The following is a 20,064-nucleotide window of genomic DNA, read 5'->3' on the forward strand; positions in this document are numbered from 1 at the left end:
TTATGTCGGCCGAGCGGAGTGAACTGGATATGGCAGACGAGACGATCGCCTTCGTCGGACTGGGTATCATGGGTGGACCGATGGCGAAGAACCTCCTCGATGCGGGCTACACCGTGATCGGCCACAACCGGTCGCAGGGGCCGGTCGACGAACACGTCGAAGCGGGTGGCGAGGCGGCGGAGACGCCGAAGGAAGCCGCCGAACGTGCCGACGTGACCATCATGTGCCTGCCCGATTCGGACGTGGTGTCCGAGGTGATGCGGCAGGAGGACGGCGTGCTCGCGGGCCTGAGCGAGGGCGACGTGGTCATCGACAACTCCACCATCTCGCCGATGGTGACCGAGGACCTCGCCGAAGAGGTGCGCGACCGCGGCGCGCGGATGCTCGACGCCCCCATCAGCGGCGGCGAGGAGGGCGCCATCGAGGCGTCGCTGTCGATCATGGTCGGTGGCGACGAGGACGTTCTCGACCGCTGTCGTCCCATCCTCGAAGTGATGGGCGAGACGATCACGTACTGCGGCGACAACGGCGCGGGCCAGGTCACCAAGGCCTGTAACCAGATCGTCGTTGCGGGCACGATGGAGGCCGTCAGCGAGGCGCTCGTGTTCGCGTACAAGGCCGACGCGGACCTCGAAGCCGTCGTCGACGCCATCAGCGGCGGCGCCGCCGGCTGCTGGACGCTCGACAACCGCGCGCCGAACATGATCCACGGCGACTTCGAACCCGGCTTCTTCGCCGACTACCAGTACAAGGACCTCCGCATCGCGACCGACGCCGGCGAGGCGTACGGCTCGCCGATGCCCCAGACCGAACTCGTCCACGAGATGTACAAGTCGATGGTCGAGACGGGGCGTGGCAAAGACGACAACTCCGGCGTGATGCAGGTCATCGAGGATCTGGCGGGTGTCGAGGCGCGAGTCGAAGACGATTGAATACTCTTCGAGTCCGCCGAGCGAAGGCGCAGGTCGAAGACGACGACTGAGGCTGTCGGCTGCGGCCGCTACTCGATGTCGTCGTGGTCCAGCAGTCGCCGCTCGCGATCCTCGGGCGCAGGGTCGTACGTGACGATTTCGAGCAGGTTCCCCGACGGATCTAGGAAGTAGAACCCCTCGAACTCGCCCCAGTCGTAGGGGCCCTGCATCGGAAACTGGTCGTCGAGTTCGTCCATCAGGGCCTGGTAGGTGTCGCGATCCGTCTCAAAGGCAATATGGGCCTTATCGAGCGGGTGATCCAGATCCGCCTCGTCCCACTTCTCCGCGCGTCCCGTCTCCATGAGCGTGACGACCGTGCCGCCGCCCGTCTCGAACATGACGTGCGCGCCCTGGAAGTCCTCCGGCGGGCGCAACAGGTCGAGATCGAGGATGTCTCGGTAGAAGGCGTACGCGTCGTCCAGATCGTCCACGTCGATGTTGATGTGGTCGATGGCGTCCATGCCCTCACTGGCGAGTGTGGGGCGAAATAGGTTTCCCCGCCCCGCCGCACAGCTACGGGTTTTTGTATGCGCGAACGCAAGGGCGGCTATGAGCCACGACGACCTCGAACACGCGGGATTCAAGGATCGAACCCGCGTCGACGAGGCCCTGGAGACGATTCTGCACGCCGTGTCGGGCCACGACCGAACCGAGCGCATCGCCTTGGGACGGGTCGACGGCCGGACGCTCGCTGAGACGGTGACCGCGCCGACGCCCGTCCCCGGCTATGACCGGGCGGCGATGGACGGCTACGCGGTGCGCGCCGAGGACACCTTCGGCGCGACGGGTCGGTCACCCACGGTGCTCCGCGAGGCCGACGGTGAGGTCGCCCCCGGCGAGGCCGTCCGCGTCCACACGGGCAGTGACCTCCCCGACGGCGCCGACGCCGTCGTCATGGTCGAGGAGACGGAGATCGTCGGCGACGAGATAGAGGTGTTCGACGCCGTCGCCGAGGGTGAGAACGTCGGCGAAGTAGGCGAGGACGTCGCCGAGGGCGAGGAACTCTACCAGCCGGGCCACCGGATCCGCCCCTCCGATCTCGGCCTGCTGAAATCCGTCGGCATCGATCAGGTCGAGGTGTACGACCCGCCGACGGTCGGCGTCATCCCGACGGGCGAGGAACTCGTCCAGCGCGACCCCGCGCCCGGCGAAGTCATCGAAACCAACGGGCTCACCGTCTCGCGCCTCGCCAACCGCTGGGGCGCCATCCCCACGTATCGAAACGTCGTCGACGACGACCCGCACGCCATCCGCGCCGCGATCCAGCGGGATCTGGCCAAGGACGTGGTGGTCACCACGGGCGGGTCGTCGGTCGGCGAACGCGACTACACGCCCGAAGTCGTCGACGACATCGGCGAGGTGCTGGTCCACGGCGTCGCGCTCAAACCCGGCCATCCCGTCGCCCTCGGCGTCGTCGAAGACACGCCGGTGATCATGCTCCCGGGCTACCCCGTCGCCTGCATCATCAACGCCGTCCAGTTCCTCCGACCGATCCTCAAGACCGTGGGCAACATGCCCGTCCCCGACCACCCGACCGTCGAGGCCCGGTTGACGCGAAAGATTTCCAGCGAACCCGGAACCCGGACGTTCGCCCGCGTTCGGTTGACCGAGGACGGCGAGGACGACACGCCCGCCGCCGAACCCACTCGCGCGAGCGGTGCGGGCGTCCTCTCCAGCGTCGCGCTGGCGGATGGCTGGGTCGTCGTCCCCGAGGAACGCGAGGGGTACGACGCGGGTGACCACGTCGCCGTCGAGAACTGGGAGTGGTCGGCATGAGTGACGGCCGACAGGAGTTCCACGACCTCAAATCCCCCGCGGAGGCCCGGGACGCCATCGACTCGCTCGACCTGTCGCCCGCCGACGAGACGGTTCCGCTCGACGAGGCGCGGGGCCGCGTCCTCGCGGAGCGCATCGACGCCGGCCTCGACGTGCCAGGGTTCGACCGCGCGAGCATGGACGGCTACGCGGTGCGCGCCGAGGACACCTTCGGTGCCGACGAGGCCGACCCCGCTGTCCTCGAACAGGTCGGCTCGGTCCACGCCGGCGCCGAACCCGACGTGCGCGTCGACCCAGGCACCTGCGCCGAGATTTCGACGGGGGCGGTGATGCCACCCGGCGCCGACGCCGTCGTCATGGTCGAGCGAACGGACGAGACGGCCGACGGCGTGGCGATCCGCACCTCGGTCGCGCCCGGCGACAACGTGATGGTCGCGGGCGCTGACGTGGCCGCGGGGTCACGTGCGCTCGGCCCCGGCACCCTGCTCACGCCGCGCGAAATCGGATTGCTGTCGGCGCTCGGCGTCGACGAGGTCCCCGTCCGCGGCACGCCGACGGTCGGTATCGTCTCCACCGGCGACGAACTCGTCCGCCCCGGTGAGACGCTCCGCAGCGAGGCCGGACAGATCTACGATGTCAACTCCTACACCATCGCCGCGGGCGTCGAGGAAGCGGGCGGCGAGGCCGTCCTCTACCCCCACGCCGGCGACGATTACGACGAGATGGAGCGCCTCTTGGTCGAGGCTGCCGAGGAGTGTGATCTCGTGCTCTCCTCGGGGTCGACCTCCGCCAGCGCCGTCGATGTCATCTACCGCGTCATCGAGAGCGAGGGCGAACTCCTGCTGCACGGCGTCTCGGTCAAGCCGGGCAAGCCGATGCTCGTCGGGCACCTGGAGGACTCGGCGTACGTCGGCCTCCCCGGCTACCCCGTCTCCGCGCTCACCATCTTCCGAACCTTCGTCGCGCCGGCGATTCGCGCCGCGGCCGGCCTCCCCGCCCCTCAGACGGCGGCCGTCGAGGGGCGGATGGCCGTCCAGGAGCGATACGGCGAGGGGCGCACCAGACTCATGCCCGTCGGCCTCGTCGAAACCGACGAGGGAACGCTTGTCTACCCCGTCGACAAGGGAAGCGGGGCGACGACGAGTCTGGTCGAGGCCGACGGCGTCGTCGAAGTGGACGCCGACACCGCCTACCTCGCCGAGGGCGAGTCCGTGACGGTGCAGTTGTTCTCGCCCGACGTGCGCGCGCCGACCCTCCTCGGTGTCGGCGAGGACGACCCCGCGCTCTCGCGCTTGCTCGATCATCTGGAGCGCCCCCGCTATCTCGATGTCGGAAGCCGCCAGGCTCGGCGCCGCCTCCGCGACGGCGTCCCCGACGTGGCCGTCGTCACCGGCCCCAGCGACCGCGACGTGTCGGCCGTCGACCTCGGCGGGTGGCGTCGGGAGTGGGGTCTCGTCGTCCCCGATGGCAACCCCGACGCCATCACCGGCGTCGCCGACCTGGTGGACCGCGACCTCCGAGTCAGCAACCGCTCGCGGGATTCCGGGCTCCGGGCCAGCCTCGACGCCGAACTCGACGCCCTCGCGTCGGATCGCGGCGTCGACCGCCGGGACCTGACCGACGCCATCGACGGCTACGAGCTGACGGTCAAGGGCTTCGAGAGCCCCGCGCGGAAGGTACTGGCCGGCGACGCCGACGCCGGACTCGGCCTGCGGGCGACGGCGCAAGCCCTCGACTGCGGGTTCGTTCCGCTCGGTACCGAGTCGGTTCGCGTCCTGGCGAACCCGGATCGAACCGAGAAAACGGGAGTCAAACAGCTCGAATCTGCCCTCGATACGCATTTCGACGACATCGTGGCGTCGCTCGCGGGCGTCGAACGCTAGTCGCTGCCCGTCGGCGTCGCGGCGCGACCGACCGCGTCGTCGGATGTCGTCATCCTTCGCAGTTCGTCGAGCGACTCGACCCGATAGTCGCCGAGGACACACCGCCCGCGGCGGTCCGGGCCGTGGCGTTCGACGTGAACGCCGTCGAGGCCGGCGTTCCACGCGGCGCCGATGTCGTTCGGCCCGTCGCCGGCGAGGATGCCGTCGTCCTCGTCGTCGACGCCGATATCGGACATGGCGAGATAGACGGGGGCAGGATCGGGTTTCCATCCAATCTCACCGGTACAGGAGACGACCGTATCGAACCAGTCGCGGATGCCGACGTGATCGAGCACCGGGTCGACGAGATACTCCTGGCAGTGGGTGACGAGACCGACGGGCCGATCGAGGTCCGCAACGAACGCGGCGTCGTCGTGGAGGTAGGTCGCCTCGGCGCGGTCGGCCGGATTCTCCGCGTCATGTAGGGCGTCCCAGAAGGTGTCGGGGTCGACGCCCCACTCCACCAACTGCGCCTCGCGGGCGCCCGAGAGACCGTGCCAGAGCACTTCGACCTCGTGGTCGGAGAAGGTGCGGTCGATCCGATCTCCGACGCGGTCGAACACGTCGCGGGCGTACGATGGTTCCACGTCCACGAGCGTTCCGTCGAGGTCGAACAGCCAGAAATCGTAGGCGTGTGCGACCATTCGAATACGGCTAGACGGGGGTGAAACAAGTGTGTTCCGCCCGTCACTCGACGCGGATCGAACTCCCCAGATGCGCGTGCAGCACTTCCCGCGGCGCGTCGTCGAAGTCGTCGGCGTCGGCGATGGCCTCGCGGAGGGCGTCGCGATACGCCTCGGCGGTGCGCAGTTCACTGAACGTGATGTCGGTGACGGTGACGCCGAGCCACTCCTCGGCCCGCCGGCGGAGGTAGTCCTCGTCGCTCACCTCGCCGTGCCACAGCGCGTCGCGGAAGAACAGCCAGCCGTCAGTCCCCGGTTCGGCGGCGGGTTTCGTGACCACCGTCTCGAAGGTGTCGGGGTCGGCGTCGACGCCGACGGGGTCGAGGCGAAAGGTCACGCGGAAGACGTAGGTGGCGCTCATCAGCGCTCGGCGTCGAACAGTTTGGCGAGGCGGATGTCGGTGTCGGTGATGCCGCCCGCCTCGTGGCTGGTCAGTCGCACTTCCACCTCGTCGTACCGGATGCAGATCTCCGGATGATGGAACTCTTCGTCGGCCACTTCCCCAACCCGGGTGGCGAAGGTGACGCCGTCGAGGTAGTTATCGAAGGGGTAGACGCGGACGATTTCGTTGCCGTCGCGCTCCCACTCCGGCGGAAGCCGTCGCTCGATTTCGTCGTCGTCGAGACGTTCGGCCATACGGATACGTCCATCGGACACCGGATAATGATTGGGGTGGGTGTCTCAGTCCTCGCGCAACCGCTCGCGGACGTGCCGTGGGGCGTCGCTGCCCTCGATCCCCTCCCGGGGCGCCTCCGCCGTCGTTGGCGACGGGTGATCGCCGAACTCGGGATCGAACAGGCTGAGCGCGGTCTGGATCGTTTCCCAGTCGTCCTCGGCGGCGGCGTCGCGGAGGCTCTTGGTCGGCGCCGAGAGCAACTGCCCGACGAGGGCGTCCGCGAGCGCCGCGACCGTCTCGCGTTGCTCGTCGGTCAACTCGCCCTGGGCCTCCAGTTGGGAGTACGCCGTGCGGAGTTCTCGCTCTTTGACCATCTCCGCGCTCTCGTACATCGCGGCGATGGCCTCGTCGGCCTGCTGGCGCTTGAACGAGTCGAGCAGGCGGTCGAACTCCTCGTCGATCATGCGCTCGACGGTGGCCGCAGCCTCCCGGCGCCGTTCGCGCGTGTCGGCGGTGATGGATTCGAGCGAGTCGATGTCGAACGCGTCGACGGCCGCCAGCTCCACGACCGCGGGGTCGACGTCCCGTGGCTGGGCGAGGTCGATGACGAGCGTCTCGCCCGCCGTCGCGAGATCCGATCGATCGAGGACGTGGTCGGGGCTGTTCGTGGCCGTGACGAGTACGTCGGCCCGTTCGGCGGCCGCGGCGGCGGCGTCGAGGGCGACAGCCGAGGCCGTCGTCTCCACGTCTTCGGCGAGGTGGGTGGCGTGCGGGACCGTCCGGTTGGCGACGACGATGTTCGTGACCGGCGTGTCGTCGAAGGCGCGGGCCGCGAGTCGGCCCATCTCGCCGGCGCCGACGACCATCGCCGTCGCACCGTCGAGGTCGCGCTCCTGCGCGGCGAGTTCGACGGCCGCGCTGCCGAGCGAGACGACGCCCTCGTTGATCGTCGTCTCGGTGCGTGCGCGCTCGCCGACGTGGATCGCTTTCGTGATGGCGGGCTCGAGTACCGGACCGACTCCGCCGACGCCGCGTGCCGTCTCGAACGCCGTCCGGAGTTGGCCGATGATCTGGTTCTCGCCGAGAACGAGGGATTCCAGCCCGGCCGCGACACGCATCAGGTGGCGGAGGCTGGTCTCGTGGTTGAGTTCCCGGACGGCGTCCCCGTCGACCGGCGCTGCGAAGTCGGCCAGTGCCTCGCGGCCGACCGTAGCGTCCGCGGTCACGACGTACGCCTCGGCCCGGTTACAGGTCTGGAGCGCGAACGCCTCGTCGACGCCGTCGCTCGCCAGCAGGTCACGCACGACGGCTGCCTCGTCGTCGCCCGCGACGGCCTCGATCTCGTCCACGGTGGCGTGCTGGTGGGATACCGTGACGCCCTGGAGGACACCCGTCTTCATCGTCGCTCCGTTCGAGATACGTAGATCATGCGCTCCGATTCGGCCGAGGATTCGGGACGGCGCTACCTAAACTCTTCCACTGCCGTGTCGCCCGCCGCGCGCGTGCCGTCGGGCGGTCGAACCCGTGAGTCCGCCCGTCCTGCTGGGCCGAGCGCGCTCTCGTTGGAGCGCGCTCCGTCGCTCGGCGCGGCGCGTGGTCTCCCTGGGTCCGGTGCATACACTTCCGTCCTCGATACGGCGCCTTAAACGTCTCGTCGTCTCCCGAGGCGTGGGGACGGAAGGCTCATGCGCATCCGCTCCGTACGCGGCGCCGATGACGACCTCTCGACGGACCTTCCTCGCCGCAGCGAGCGTGACGCTGGGTGGCGTCGCCGGCTGTCTCGGCGGCGGTGGCGGCAGCGGTAGCGCATCGAACCTCGGCGGCTACGAGTCGACGACGACCGACGGACAGGTCGTTCCGCTGGCGCCGCTCTCGGATGTGGTCGAGTGGTACAACAACGGCGACGCCCGCTTCGCGGACGCCCGCTCTCGGACCGCCTACGAGGAGTCACACATCGAGGGCGCCGTCTGGAGTCCCGCTCGCCACGGTCAGCGCACCGACGACCCGGTCGAGGCCTGGGACACCGACACGCTGATCGTCACGTACTGTGGCTGCCCCCATCACCTCTCGTCGATGCGGGCGGCGTCGCTCATCGACTCGGGGTACGAGCGCGTGGCCGCCCTCGACGAGGGATTCTGGGCGTGGCAGGACGGCGGCTATCCGGTGACAGGGTCCAGCGCCGACGTGGAACCGACCCTTCGTGTCGTGGAGGGGCGCACCGATCCGACCTTCGCCGGCGAGTGGGCGTGGGCGCGTCACGACCCCTCCGGACAGCGCGAGGTCGCCCCCATCGCCGACGACGGGTCGTACGCGCTCAACGTCCGCTTTGCCGACGTGGGTCCCGACGACCCGATCCGGATCACGACGCCGGCCTACGAACTCTCGGCGGCGGCCGCGTCGTTGGCGGCGGGCGTCATCGGCGCCGACGGCCGACTCATATGAAGTAGCGGAAGTCAGCAGCTACGGGTTATTGTAAGCCAGTCCCGGCGAGAATCTCTGGACAGTTACGATAATTCCTTATCAGTTGGACCGCTCGGCGGTCATGTCGTCGTTCTCGTCGAGGACGACGCTCGTCACGTCGTAGCCGCGGTCGCGGAGGGCCGCGACCAGCGCTTCTTGGTCCAGGTCGGCTTCGTAGTAGAACACGATGTCGAACGTTCCCTCACGGAGGAGTTGCTGACACTCCCAGACGAACTCCTCGCCGTCGACCGTGAGCCCCTGAAACTGGTTCGAGGAGAAGTCGGCGTCGTCGTTGCCGGCGTAGATGTACGTCTCGCCCTTGCCGGCGTGGTCGGCGATGACCTCGTTGAGTTCGACCGTGAGTTCGTGCATCTCGAGGTCCTCTTGGCCCGTCAGGTCGGTGTGGACGATGGCGCCGGCGAGATCGATATCGCCCGGTTCGAGCAGCGCTTTCGTCCGCTGGTAGAGGTCGTGGTCGAGTACGTCGCTCATGGCCGTTCGTATGCTGGCGCGGATTTACCGCTGGCGGTTTCGCGCTACCCCAGGCGCTCGTCGAGAATGAGCCGCGTTTTCGTGTTCTGCACCTCGTCTAAGTCCCGCGTCTTCGTGATGAGTTCGTTGACGGCGCGGGTGTCGGTGGCGTCGACGACCATGACGATGTCCTCCTCACCCGAGACCTGCCAGACGAAGTCCACCTCGTCCCACTCGGCGATCCGGTCGGAGACGCCCGTGGTGTCCACGTCGACGGCGACGGAGACCTCGATCATCGCTTTTACGTTGCCGGTGTGTGTCGCGACGGTGAAGCGCTCGATGATCCCCTCGTCGACGAGGCGTTCGACCCGGTTGCGGACCGTTCCCTCCGACGTGTCGACCCGGTCGGCGATCTCGGTGTAGGGCGTCCGCGAATCCCGCCGGAGGATGCTCAGAATCCGCCGGTCCAGTTCGTCCATGCGCTCCCTTGATCCGTTGGCCCCTTACCGATTGCGAATTTCGTAACGTGGCTTCGAAAGGAAGGCTTATTGGTGGCGCTTCCCTGTGTTTCTCGTAATGTCGGACGCCTATCTCGCACTGGAGGACGGCCGCGTCGTGGAAGCGCGCGGTCGTGCTCCGGGTCGGACGCGCGGCGAACTGGTCTTTACGACCGCGTACACGGGGTACGAGGAGAGCCTCACCGATCCCTCGTACGCCGAGCAGGTACTGACGTTCTCCTACCCCCTGATCGGCAACTACGGCGTCCGATCCGAGCGGTTCGAATCGGATCACATCCAGCCCCAGGCCGCCATCGCGCGAGAGTTCACCGAGGAGGTCGTCGAGTGGTGTGAGTCGGAGGACGTCCCCGCCATCGACCACCTCGACACTCGCGACCTCGTCACCTCCATCCGCGAGGAGGGTGCGATGAAATGCGGGCTGGCTGTCGGCCCCGACGCGACGCCCGAAGCGGCGAAGGAAGAACTCGACGCCTGCAAGGGCATGAGCGAGCACACCGACATCGGCGCGCAGGTGAGCGTCGACGACCCAGAGGTCTACGAGGGCGGCGCGGCCGCGACGGTCGCCCTCATCGACTGCGGCGCCAAGGGATCGATCATCGACTCCCTGGTCGAGCGCAACGCCACGGTTCACGTCCTGCCGTACGACGCGACGCCGGCGGACGTGGCCGCCGTCGACCCCGACGTGCTCTTCATCTCGAACGGCCCCGGCGACCCCGTCAACTTCGAGGCCGCCGAACAGCTGGTGTCGGAGTATCTCGGCGACCTGCCCGTCGCCGGCATCTGTCTCGGCCAGCAGGTCGTCGCCAACGCCCTCGGCGGCAGCACCGAGAAGATGGCCTTCGGCCACCGCGGCGTCAACCAGCCCGTCCGTGACCTGGAGACCGACCGCGTCGTCATGACGACCCAGAACCACGGCTACACGGTCGGCGACCCCGGCGACCGCCTCGACGTGACTCAGGTGAACGTCAACGACGGCACCGCGGAAGGCCTTGCCAACGAGGACCTGGGCGTCATCACCCGGCAGTACCACCCCGAGGCCAACCCCGGTCCCCACGACTCCCTCGATTTCTTCGACGACGTCCTCGACCTGGTGTCGGCGGACGCTCCAGTCGCCGCCTCGGACTAACCGCGGTCACTCCGTCACCGTCTCTTCACGTGCGATCCGCCGGAGGAGCACCACGATCACTGGCAGGACGACCACTGCGCCAGCGACGAAGGGTGACCAGTAGACCAACGCGTACAGCGCCGCTGCCGCGGGCGGGCCGACCGTCCGGCCGAGACTCCCCGCGCCCTGTGTAACGCCGAAGGCAGTGCCCTGTTCCGCCGGTCCGGCACTCACCGAGACGAGCGCCGCCAGCGACGGGTTGAGGAGGCCGTTTCCCAGCGAAAGTAGCCCCAACACGCCAAGCAGGGCCACGAGTTCGCGGGTGAGCCACGCCGGACCCCCCGGCGCCGGTACGACGCTCCCGAGTTCCGGGGCGAACGGGAGGGCGGCAAGCGAAACGAGCAGGAGCGCTGCGCCCACGACGGCGAGGCGTCCGGAGCCGATGCGGTCGGAGAGGCGCCCCACGAGCACCCCCTGATTCACTGCGCCGAGTACGCCGACGTAGGTGAGCAACAGCGCCGCTCCGGTGGCGTCGAACCGGTACGCGCTCGCGTCGGCGACGAAGGGGATGAACATGACCTGCACGCCGGCGAAGGCGACGGAGATGAGAAAGAACGCGAGCACGAGGCCCCGAAGTCGCGGATCACGGAGGGCGTCGACGAACTGCGAGACGAGCGTGGTTCGCTCCGCCGGCGCGCGGTGGCGGTCGGGTTCGTCGAGGGCGACGCATGCGACCCCGAGGGCGACGAGGCTCATCCCCGCCGCGCCGAACGCGGGTAGCGAGAACCGCGTCGCCGGGATGGGGAGCGTCGACGCCATCCGAACCGCCGTCTCGCTCGCCAGCGCGCCGCCGATGGCCGGGCCGAAGATGAACCCCAGACTGAACGCGGCGCCGACGAGGCCGAGCGCCCGCGTCCGGCGCTCCGGTGGCGTCACGTCCGCCACGTACGCCTGCGCCGCGGCGATGTTGCCGCCCATCGCTCCGGCGAGGGCGCGGGCGAGAAAGAGCGTCGCGACGCCGCCGACGACGCCCCCGGCGGTACCGGCCTGGTCCGCGAGGCCGAAGACGGTCCACGCGACGGCGCTGCCCGCGAGCGAGAACAGGATCACCGGTCGCCGTCCCCAGCGGTCGGAGTACCGACCCAGCGCGGGGGCGGCGAGAAACTGCGTCAGCGAGTACGTCGCCGCCAACAGGCCGATGAACACGTCGCCGACGCCGAAACTCCGGACGTAGTACGGGAGGATGGGAACAACAATGCCGAAGCCGACGAGGTCGAGGAAGACGACGAACACCACGGTCGCCACCGCCCGGCGAGGTCGAGCAACGACGCCCGCCGCTCCGCTGGGGACGCTCATACCGGCAGGGGTGGGGCCAGCCACCTCTCGCAGCCTTTGTAAGTCATCGCACACCTGATTGCACGCGATCTGGCGATCAGGTGTGCAAACAGTTCAAAGGCTACTATAACTGTTGGGTCGTGGGCACCTCTCCCCTTCGGCAGGTTTTTGACCCGACTCGCGCAACTCGGTGGCATGGTTACGGTCAGGGCTCCCGCTACGAGTGCGAACCTCGGCAGCGGTTTCGATGTCTTCGGCGCCGCCCTCGACCGCCCCGCGGACGTCGTCAGGGTCGAGAAAGCAGATCGGACGACCATCGATGTCGTCGGCTACGGCAGCGAGTTCATCCCCGAAGACCCGGCGAACAACACCGTCGGCGCCGTCGCGGAGGCGCTCGACGCGCCGGCACACATCCAGATCGACAAGGGGATTCGGCCCTCGTCGGGGCTCGGCTCCTCGGGAGCGAGCGCCGCCGCCGCCGCGCTCGCCCTCAACGAACTCTACGATCGCGGCCTCACGCGGGAGGAACTGGTCCCGATCGCGGGCAAGGGCGAGGCCACCGTCTCCGGCGAGGTCCACCTCGACAACGTCGCTCCCGCGCTCCTCGGCGGATTCACCGTCGCCACCGGCCGCGACGTGACGACGGTCGATGCCGACATCCCGCTCGTGGCCTGCCTGCCGGAAATCGCCATCTCGACGCGTGACGCGCGGGATGTCGTCCCAGCGGGCGCGACGATGGAACAACTCATCTACACCGTCGGCCGGGCGGCGACGCTCACGACGGGGATGTGCCGGGACGACCCGCGCCTCGTCGGCAAAGGGATGCACGACCGTCTGGTCACGCCCGCCCGGGCTGACCTCATCTCGGGATACGATCTGGTCCGCGAGGCGGCGCTCGACGCGGGCGCGACGGGCGTCACCGTCAGCGGCGCTGGCCCGGGCGTGCTCGCCGCGTGTTACCCGGACGACCGCCGCGAGATCGCGGCCGCGATGGTCGCCGGCTTCGACGAGGCCGGCGTCGACGCGCGGGCCTACCAGACGAAAATCGGGACCGGCGCGACGCTCTATTAGACGCCGCGGCCCTGCAGCTGCTCGTCTTCCGGCATGTCGACGTTCGACTGCCCTTTCATCCCCTTGCCGACGTTCGTGGCGATTTCGGTCAGCCGTTCGGGGTCGTCCCAGTTGTTGACGGCCTCGACGATGGCCGTCCCCATCGCTTCGGGGTTTTCCGCGCCGAAGATGCCCGAGCCGACGAAGATGCCGTCACAGCCGTGATGCATCATGAGCGCCGCGTCGGCGGGCGTCGCGATGCCGCCCGCGGCGAAGTTGACGACCGGGAGCCGCCCCATCTCGGCGGTTTCGTGGACGAGTTCGCGCGGTGCGCCGTGTTCGCGCGCCCAGCGCTCGCGCTCCTCGTAGGCCATGCCCTCCAGCTGCCGGATGGCCCCCTTGATGGCGCGCTGGTGGGTGACGGCCTGATTCACGTCGCCCGTGCCCGCCTCGCCCTTGGTGCGGATCATCGCCGCGCCCTCGTCGATGCGACGGAGCGCCTCGCCGAGGTTGCGCGCGCCACAGACGAAGGGAGAGGTGAACTCCCGCTTGTCGATGTGGTACTCGTCGTCGGCGGGGGTCAACACCTCGCTCTCGTCGACCATGTCGGCGCCCGCGGCCTCCAGGATCTCGGCTTCCTTGGTGTGGCCGATGCGCGCTTTCCCCATCACCGGAATCGACACCTCGTCGAGGATCTCCTGCAGCGTTCCGGGATCCGCCATCCGGGCGACGCCCCCGCGCTTGCGGATGTCGGCAGGCACGGCTTCGAGGCTCATCACCGCGACGGCGCCGCAGTCCTCCGCGATGCGCGCCTGCTCGGCGTTGACGACGTCCATGATGACGCCCCCCTTCTGCATCTGGGCGAAACCGCGTTTCACTAGGTCCGTCCCGCGCCGCAGGTCTTCGAGGTCGGTCATACCTCTCGTTACGAGGGTATCCACTTAACGGCGGTCTTTCGGTAGATGTTGCCACCGCCTCACCGTCACCGATTTACCGGACCGCGTCTTGCTCACGACCATGAGTTCCGGGCCCACGTCGGACACGCTCGCTCGCCGCATCGGTGCGCTGTTCGACGGCGCCGGCCTGCCCGCTGCCGACCCGCTTCCGCGATGGCTCGCCCCCCTCCCGCGGGCCGTCGAGAACCTCGGCCTGTCGCTCGCCTGGGTCGTCGTCCTCACCAACCTCGTCGGCACCGCCTTCGGCTTCTGGTACTACCGCTTCCAGTTCGCGGCCGAACCGGTCGTCGCGTGGCCGCTCGTCCCCGACAGCCCCGTCGCCACGCTCTTCATCGCGTGCTCGCTCGGCCTCTGGAAACTGGGGCGGTCGAACGAGGTGGTGAACGCGCTCGCCTTCTTCGGCTGCTGGAAACTCGGCCTCTGGACGCCCTTCGTCCTCCTGGCTTTTGCCGACGGCTTCCTCGCGACGACGCCGCTCCCCATGTATCTCTTCCTCCTCGGCAGCCACCTCATGATGGCCGTCGAGGCGTTTCTCCTCCACCGCTACAGCGACTTCCCCGTCGGCGCCGTCGCCGTCGCCGTCGCGTGGTACGGCCTGAACGACGTGGTGGACTACTTCGTGCCCGTCGTGGGCACGCCCCACCACACGCTCCTGCCGGGCCAGCGCATCGTTGAGGGGGGGATCACGCATCTCGCGCCGATCCACGAGGTCGCCGCCGCGGGCGCCGTCGTCCTGACGCTCACGGCCACGTTTCTGACGCTCGCGACGCGGGTGAAAACGCTCGAATCGTGGGCGAACGCCGAGGACGGTTAGCCGACGTTCCGGCGCTCGGTGAACACGACCGTCTTCTGGTCGGACTCGATGGCCGTCCGGACGGTGATCCATCCGCCGGCCTGTCGGACCGCGTACGCCTCCGTCACCGACAGCTCGACCCGCTTTGTCGCCGTATGCGACGCGCCCGCATCCAAGGATCCGACGGCTTCGGTGCCCTCCCAGACGACGTCGCCGTCGGTGCCGTTCCCGGCGTAGATCCGGGTGTAGACGGTCACGCCCGTCGCCGATTCGCCGTCGTTCGACAGCGTCGTCGTCACGTCACGACACGTCTCTCCACACCTGTCGATCCGGTCGACGGTGAACTCGAACGCCGGCCCGGAGGGACCGGTGGCCGTCCCGGTCGTGTCGCTGCTCGCCTCGTCGTTCGTCCCGCCATCCGCCGTCGCCGTCGGTTCGGTCGCCGTGGGGAACGACTCGATCTCCGTTCCGGAGTCGGCACCGCCCACGAGTCCGAGGCCGAACGCTGCCCCCGCGCCGACGACCACCACGATGGCGAGGCCAATCAGCAGCGCGCGCGTTCGCATCGGTGATCACCTCACACCGGCGGCGGACACGACGCCGACGACCGATCGAATCGCGCCGAGCAGTTGCTCGACGAACGCCGGCACCGATCCGGGCAGATCCACGGGCTGCTCTGCCCCGTCGGCGGCGTTACTTGCGACCGTTCCGTCCGTCGTCGCCGCCGCGGCGACCGGTGACGCGACGGCGCTTCCGATCAGCGCCACCACCGCAAGAGCCATGATCGCCCTGCTTGCGTTCATCGTAGTCCACCGAACGGGACGGACACGCATATAAATCGAACTCGCTAAACCCCGATATCGTCGGCTTTGGTCCCGATTAAGCCCAGTTTAACGACGAGCCGTTCTCGGACCGAACCATACGGTTTTCCGCCCGGGGCACCTGTTCTGACCATGGCCGACTACGCCCGCCTTGCGTCGCTCCCCCTCCGTATCGACGCCACCGCGCGCACCCGGAACGAACGCGAGACATCGAGCGACTTCACCCGCGTGACGACCGTCTTCGAACTCCACGGCGACGGCGCGGTCGGTCGCGGCGAGGACGTGACCTACGACGCCGTGGATCACGATGCGCTCGCCGACGTACCCGATCAGGTCTTCGACGACGCCCTCGCGGGAACGCACACGTTCGGGGAGTTTTCGACGGCACTGGACGATATCGACCTCTTCCCGACGAAGGCACCAGCCCAGGCGTCCGCGTACAAGTACCGCCGGTGGGCCGTCGAGAGCGCGGCCCTGGACCTGGCGCTCCGGCAGGCGGAGACCGATTTCGCGTCGGCGCTCGGCCGCGAGCGCGACCCCGTCGAGTTCGTCGTCAGTACCCGCCTCGGTGATCCGCCGACGACGGACCGCGTCGAGGCCATCCTCGACCGTCACCCCGAGATGGGGCTGAAACTCGACCCGACGAGCGACTGGACCGCCGGTCTGATCAGTGACCTCGCGGCGACGGACGCCGTTCGCGTCCTCGACTTGAAGGGTCACTACGAGGGGACGACCGTCGACCAGCCGCCCGACTCCACCCTCTACGAACGGGTGCTATCGGGGTTTCCGCACGCGGTGATCGAGGATCCCGCGATCACCGACGAGACGCGCCCGCTGATCGAGGGGGGACGCGACCGCATCTCGTGGGATGCGCCGATAACCGGGGTCGAGAGCGTTCGCGGCCTGCCGTTCGACCCCAACTGGCTCAATATCAAGCCCTCCCGCTTCGGCACCGTTCGGTCGCTCCTCGAAACGATCGAATACGCGACGGGCCGGGGCATGACGTTGTACGGCGGCGGTCAGTTCGAACTCGGCGTGGGACGCGAGCACATCCAGACCATCGCCGCGACGTTCTATCCCGACGCGCCGAACGACGTGGCTCCCGGCGGCTACAACCTGCCCGACCTGCCCTCGGACCTCCCCGACTCGCCGCTCGAACCCACCGCCGACCCGCGCGGTCTCGGATTCTAGTCCTCGCGGTCGGCGTGGGCGCGCACCCAGAGTTCGCCGATCCGCGAGAGGCGGGTCCGGTAGGACTTCCCGTGTTCCTCCTGCTCGATGTAACCCTTGCCGCCGGGGCCCAGTCGGTCGACGTTGTAGATGACCTTCGACCGGAAACTGTCGGTGTACTCCTCGCCGAGTTCGACCGCGAGCGCCTCCGCGAGTTCCGAGACGGACTCGAACTCGCCGTGTTCGCCGAGTTCGAACAGGATCACCTCCTCGAAGGGCTTGACGTTCGAGAACGAGGCGACGGGGAGTTCGACGATGTGATCGTCGCCGATGCGCTTGGCGCCGATGGTCGTCCCGCGCTCGTCGAACTCGTCGAGGAGTTCGGCCGTCGCGTCGAGTCGCGCCGCGATGCGTCCGTCGTCGGGGTCGTCCGTCTCGTCGAGGAGGTCAGATAGGAGCTCGCGGTTCGCCCGGAGTTCCTCCGCGAGCTCCGTCTCCAGATACTTCTCTGGCGCCGTGTAGTAGGTGTGGATGCGGTCGCGGTCGGTCTGGCGTTCGAGCGTGATGGAGTGGGCGGCGGTGGCGAAGGCGAAACTCACGGGGCGGGGCATCGAACTCACGTTGACCCACACCTCGCCGTCGGGCGCGCCCTCGTCCAACTGGTCGTTGATGAGGTCGAACGCGTGTTCGAAGGCGGCGTCGTAGTCGTAGACGTCATCGATGACGACCCGCCGAGTCTCGGCGCCGAGCAAATTCTGGAAATCCTGTTCGAGTTTGGCCGAGAGGTCCCGCGAATACTCCACGTTGGCCTCGCTCCCGACGGCACCCTCCAGCAGAATCACCCGGTCTACGTCGAACTGGTCGCGGATCAACGGCGCGATCAGCCGGTCGTAGTCGAACCCGACCGGGACGATGTGGGTCTGCATACCCGACCCACCGGGCCGAGACGGTATAAAATCCCTCAGACGCCTTCGGAGATGCTGACTCCGCACGGCGTTGGTCGTTCCGCATGTTCAACGTGGCGACAAGAAGTTGAGCAGCGCCCCGAGTACTGGGGGCTCGTCGCCGCTGCTGTCCCGTTCGAACGGAACTGAAAAAAGAGCCGATCGCCGTGGTACCGCGCCGACGGTCGGTCAGGGTCGGAACTGAGGCATGCCGTCGCGACGCTAGTCGCCGCCGTTTCGCCCACGGCCCGGATTGCCGCCACCCTGTCCGGGGGCGTCCCCGCTCTGCCCGGGCGCCTCACTGCTCCGTCCGCGCGAGGCGTCCTCCGCGGGATCGAAGACGTACATGCAGTCGTTGGGGTACGACCGGCTGAACTGGTCGGCGTCCTCACAGCAGAGGACGCGGCCGTCGTCCATCACCCACACGTTGTCGATGTTGAGGAGTGCGTCGTCGGCGACTTCGGCCCGATCGGTGGCGTCCGGGCCGACGATGACCGGTTCGAGCGTCGAGATGTTGTAGTCGGGCTCGAGTTCGGCGCGGTAGACCATCCCGCCGTCGACGCGCTGGGTCTGAATCTTCCCCTCATCGTCGACGAAGCCGTCGTTGACCTCCGAGAGGCCGATGTAGACGTAGTCCCCGGGTGTGGCGTTCTCGACGCTGTCGATGCCTTCGGCCTTCCGGAACTCGATGGTCGCACCGATTTCCTTGGCGGCGGCGCGCGTCTCGAGGAACGGGACGCGCCGCAGGTCCTCGTCGACGCCGTCGGGGCCGTTCGCCTCGTACTGTTCGGCCCAGTCGACGATCTCTTGGTCCGTGATGTAGTTCTGGTTGCCGTTTTCGATGACATCGCGGTCGGCCTCTTCGAGCGCCGTCTCCAGGTCGGTCTCCCAGTCGGTGTCGGCGTGCGTTTCGAGGTAGTCGACCTGACTCACGTCGTCGTAGGCGGCGATCCATGCGGCCACCTCACCGTTCGTCGCGTGCCCGAGTTCGAGCCATTCGAGTTCCAGGTCGATGTCGGCGGGTGGGTTGTTCTGGGCCGCCTCCGTGTTCGTCACGAGCGGTGCGTAGAGCGTTCCAGCGATATCCATCGGGTCGCTGTAACTCGGAATCGGCCGGTCCGCGACGAACTTGTAGATTCCCTTGTTCGAGCCGTCGGAGGTGAGATACGCCGTCTTCCGGTCGTGCTGGATGTCGGGCGCTTCCCACGCTCCGCGACCCATGACGTAGTATTTGACGGGGTCGATATCCGCGGCGTCCGCAGCCTCCGGATTCCGGAAGTCGACGATGTAGCCGTAGTCGTAGCGGTTCGGATACGACTCGGCTATCGGCGTCGTGGTGTTCGTGTCGCCGTCCTGGTCGATCGGGTCGGCGCCCAGATAGTACGCGAGGAGTTCGGTGCCGGCGAGGGCGAAGGTGCCCTGTGGATACCAGCTAGTGTCGTAATACTCCCCGACGAGGCCCGAAATCCGGGTCGGGTTCGGGCGGTTCCAGAACGCCGCCCCGCCGCGGCGCCCGACGCCGCCGTCTTCGACCATCTCGCCGACCGTCGCGGTCAGCGAGACGCGCGTGTGGGCGTACTCCTCTTCGGCCGACAGGGGCGTTCCCCACGGACTCAGGTCGCCGTAGCAGTTGATCTTCGTCCCGCCGAGACTTCGGAACGCCTCGGTGTCGGCGAGATTGACCGTCTGGTCGAGGGCCGGGGTCAGGGACCCGCCCTCGATGGTGAGTGGCATCCTGCTGAGCGTCCCCGGCGTCTGCTCGAAGTTGGTGAACAGATAGCCGTCGTACTCACCCGCCGGTGTGGCGACGAACTGGTTCATGTCCGGGTCGTTCCCGAACGCGGAGTATTTCGAGCCGCTGAACGAATCGATGGGGGTCCCGTCCGGCGTGTTCGGCACGCCGAGTCGGGCGTCGCCGCCATCAATTGGATCCTTCTCTCGGGCTAGCAGCTCGTACTCCCCGCCGGCCGTCCGCACGCGCCCCTGCTCGTCCGCCGTCTGTGGGGTCGAGAGTTCGTCGAACTCGTCGTTGGACCCGTCGCCGTCGAACTGGAACCCGGAGACGTAGCCGACGCCGCCGTCTTGGAACTCCTCGGCGTTGGTGACGCTCGGGGTGCCCGACACCTCGGCGGGGTCCGTCGGATGCTGGAGACTGAAAATCAGCGTCCCGCTGTCGAGGACGAACGGTCCCGTCACCTCGGCGCCGAACGCCGTCGTGGCGAACCGTTTGAGATCTCCGTCTACCCAGGGGGCCCCGTCGGTGTCCGTATCCTCGGCGCTCGCCACGCCCATGACGCTCGCACCTACTGCCGCTGCGACTGATGTCCGCATCAGATTGCGTCGGTTGAGTTGTGCCATGTCGCGCCTGAGTCGAGGCGCAGCCGGCGGATAACTGCTTATATTACTGATATGTGGCGCTCATATTCGACAGAGCTGTCACCGGCAGTCAGTACCCCAATTGACCGACAATCAC

21 protein-coding genes are annotated in these 20,064 nt (G+C 68.1%); 8 read left to right on the forward strand and 13 right to left on the reverse strand.

Features of this window, described 5'->3' with window-relative positions; all coding sequences use genetic code 11:
• Positions 1-2 precede the first annotated feature (2 nt).
• Positions 3-932, forward strand: coding sequence for an NAD(P)-dependent oxidoreductase (locus MXB53_RS04035; protein ID WP_345779695.1), 930 nt, complete (start codon positions 3-5; stop codon positions 930-932).
• Between the two features lie 68 nt (positions 933-1,000).
• Here MXB53_RS04035 and MXB53_RS04040 read toward each other — a convergent pair whose 3' ends face one another.
• Positions 1,001-1,432 carry a VOC family protein gene (locus MXB53_RS04040; RefSeq protein WP_248895918.1) on the reverse strand — a complete coding sequence of 144 codons (432 nt, stop codon included), beginning with the start codon at positions 1,430-1,432 and terminating at the stop codon, positions 1,001-1,003.
• Between the two features lie 88 nt (positions 1,433-1,520).
• Between MXB53_RS04040 and MXB53_RS04045 the strand changes: the two genes are divergently transcribed.
• Both MXB53_RS04045 and MXB53_RS04050 read left to right on the forward strand, forming a co-directional pair.
• Positions 1,521-2,747 (forward strand): molybdopterin molybdotransferase MoeA, encoded by a 1,227-nt coding sequence (locus tag MXB53_RS04045; RefSeq protein ID WP_248895919.1) that lies wholly within the window; start codon positions 1,521-1,523, stop codon positions 2,745-2,747.
• Positions 2,744-4,630, forward strand: a complete 1,887-nt coding sequence (locus tag MXB53_RS04050; protein ID WP_248895920.1) for a molybdopterin biosynthesis protein — start codon at positions 2,744-2,746, stop codon at positions 4,628-4,630. Before MXB53_RS04045 ends, MXB53_RS04050 begins: the two co-directional genes overlap by 4 nt.
• Here MXB53_RS04050 and MXB53_RS04055 read toward each other — a convergent pair.
• From MXB53_RS04055 to hemA, 4 genes are read right to left on the reverse strand one after another with little or no spacing between them, the layout of a single operon-like run.
• The gene (locus MXB53_RS04055) at positions 4,627-5,313 is read right to left on the reverse strand and encodes an HAD family hydrolase (RefSeq protein ID WP_248895921.1); all 687 of its coding nucleotides are present in this window, start codon (positions 5,311-5,313) and stop codon (positions 4,627-4,629) included. The two genes, MXB53_RS04050 and MXB53_RS04055, sit on opposite strands and share 4 nt — an antisense overlap.
• A 43-nt stretch (positions 5,314-5,356) precedes the next feature.
• Positions 5,357-5,713, reverse strand: coding sequence for an LWR-salt protein (gene lwrS, locus MXB53_RS04060; protein WP_248895922.1), 357 nt, complete (start codon positions 5,711-5,713; stop codon positions 5,357-5,359).
• On the reverse strand, positions 5,713-5,988 hold the full coding sequence (locus tag MXB53_RS04065) for a 4a-hydroxytetrahydrobiopterin dehydratase (protein WP_248895923.1): 276 nt from the start codon (positions 5,986-5,988) through the stop codon (positions 5,713-5,715). The genes lwrS and MXB53_RS04065 overlap by 1 nt, the downstream gene beginning before the upstream one ends.
• 45 nt (positions 5,989-6,033) lie before the next feature.
• Positions 6,034-7,368, reverse strand: coding sequence for a glutamyl-tRNA reductase (gene hemA / locus MXB53_RS04070; RefSeq protein ID WP_248895924.1), 1,335 nt, complete (start codon positions 7,366-7,368; stop codon positions 6,034-6,036).
• Positions 7,369-7,681: 313 nt separating this feature from the next.
• On the opposite strand from hemA, the gene MXB53_RS04075 reads away from it, so the two are divergent.
• Positions 7,682-8,410, forward strand: coding sequence for a rhodanese-like domain-containing protein (locus tag MXB53_RS04075; protein ID WP_248895925.1), 729 nt, complete (start codon positions 7,682-7,684; stop codon positions 8,408-8,410).
• A gap of 78 nt (positions 8,411-8,488) precedes the next feature.
• Here the strand turns inward: MXB53_RS04075 and MXB53_RS04080 are convergent, their stop codons facing one another.
• Positions 8,489-8,920, reverse strand: a complete 432-nt coding sequence (locus MXB53_RS04080; RefSeq protein ID WP_248895926.1) for a DUF5778 family protein — start codon at positions 8,918-8,920, stop codon at positions 8,489-8,491.
• 44 nt (positions 8,921-8,964) lie between these two features.
• On the reverse strand, positions 8,965-9,378 hold the full coding sequence (locus MXB53_RS04085; protein ID WP_248895927.1) for an Lrp/AsnC family transcriptional regulator: 414 nt from the start codon (positions 9,376-9,378) through the stop codon (positions 8,965-8,967).
• Between the two features lie 97 nt (positions 9,379-9,475).
• On the opposite strand from MXB53_RS04085, the gene carA reads away from it, so the two are divergent.
• Entirely contained in the window at positions 9,476-10,543 is a 1,068-nt protein-coding gene (gene carA / locus MXB53_RS04090) for a glutamine-hydrolyzing carbamoyl-phosphate synthase small subunit (RefSeq protein ID WP_248895928.1), read from the forward strand.
• A gap of 6 nt (positions 10,544-10,549) precedes the next feature.
• On the opposite strand, the gene MXB53_RS04095 is transcribed toward carA, so the two are convergent.
• On the reverse strand, positions 10,550-11,878 hold the full coding sequence (locus tag MXB53_RS04095; RefSeq protein ID WP_248895929.1) for an MFS transporter: 1,329 nt from the start codon (positions 11,876-11,878) through the stop codon (positions 10,550-10,552).
• Positions 11,879-12,052: 174 nt separating this feature from the next.
• Between MXB53_RS04095 and MXB53_RS04100 the strand changes: the two genes are divergently transcribed.
• Positions 12,053-12,928: a homoserine kinase gene (locus MXB53_RS04100; protein ID WP_248895930.1), complete on the forward strand. Its 876-nt coding sequence runs from the start codon at positions 12,053-12,055 to the stop codon at positions 12,926-12,928.
• Here the strand turns inward: MXB53_RS04100 and pdxS are convergent.
• Positions 12,925-13,824 carry a pyridoxal 5'-phosphate synthase lyase subunit PdxS gene (gene pdxS, locus MXB53_RS04105; RefSeq protein ID WP_248895931.1) on the reverse strand — a complete coding sequence of 300 codons (900 nt, stop codon included), beginning with the start codon at positions 13,822-13,824 and terminating at the stop codon, positions 12,925-12,927. The genes MXB53_RS04100 and pdxS overlap by 4 nt on opposite strands.
• Before the next feature lie 100 nt (positions 13,825-13,924).
• Between pdxS and MXB53_RS04110 the strand changes: the two genes are divergently transcribed.
• Positions 13,925-14,677, forward strand: a complete 753-nt coding sequence (locus tag MXB53_RS04110; protein WP_248895932.1) for a DUF1405 domain-containing protein — start codon at positions 13,925-13,927, stop codon at positions 14,675-14,677.
• On the opposite strand, the gene MXB53_RS04115 is transcribed toward MXB53_RS04110, so the two are convergent.
• Together MXB53_RS04115 and MXB53_RS04120 are read right to left on the reverse strand one after the other, a co-directional pair.
• The gene (locus MXB53_RS04115) at positions 14,674-15,222 is read right to left on the reverse strand and encodes a hypothetical protein (RefSeq protein WP_248895933.1); all 549 of its coding nucleotides are present in this window, start codon (positions 15,220-15,222) and stop codon (positions 14,674-14,676) included. The two genes, MXB53_RS04110 and MXB53_RS04115, sit on opposite strands and share 4 nt — an antisense overlap.
• Before the next feature lie 6 nt (positions 15,223-15,228).
• Positions 15,229-15,459: a hypothetical protein gene (locus tag MXB53_RS04120; protein WP_248895934.1), complete on the reverse strand. Its 231-nt coding sequence runs from the start codon at positions 15,457-15,459 to the stop codon at positions 15,229-15,231.
• 150 nt (positions 15,460-15,609) lie between these two features.
• On the opposite strand from MXB53_RS04120, the gene MXB53_RS04125 reads away from it, so the two are divergent.
• The gene (locus MXB53_RS04125; protein ID WP_248895935.1) at positions 15,610-16,668 is read left to right on the forward strand and encodes an enolase-like domain-containing protein; all 1,059 of its coding nucleotides are present in this window, start codon (positions 15,610-15,612) and stop codon (positions 16,666-16,668) included.
• On the opposite strand, the gene MXB53_RS04130 is transcribed toward MXB53_RS04125, so the two are convergent.
• Together MXB53_RS04130 and MXB53_RS04135 are read right to left on the reverse strand one after the other, a co-directional pair.
• Positions 16,665-17,573 (reverse strand): HFX_2341 family transcriptional regulator, encoded by a 909-nt coding sequence (locus MXB53_RS04130; RefSeq protein ID WP_248895936.1) that lies wholly within the window; start codon positions 17,571-17,573, stop codon positions 16,665-16,667. The two genes, MXB53_RS04125 and MXB53_RS04130, sit on opposite strands and share 4 nt — an antisense overlap.
• 240 nt (positions 17,574-17,813) lie before the next feature.
• Positions 17,814-19,949, reverse strand: coding sequence for an alkaline phosphatase PhoX (locus MXB53_RS04135; protein WP_248895937.1), 2,136 nt, complete (start codon positions 19,947-19,949; stop codon positions 17,814-17,816).
• Positions 19,950-20,064 lie beyond the last annotated feature (115 nt).

This window comes from Haloplanus sp. XH21 (assembly GCF_023276355.1).
Taxonomy (GTDB): domain Archaea; phylum Halobacteriota; class Halobacteria; order Halobacteriales; family Haloferacaceae; genus Haloplanus; species Haloplanus halobius.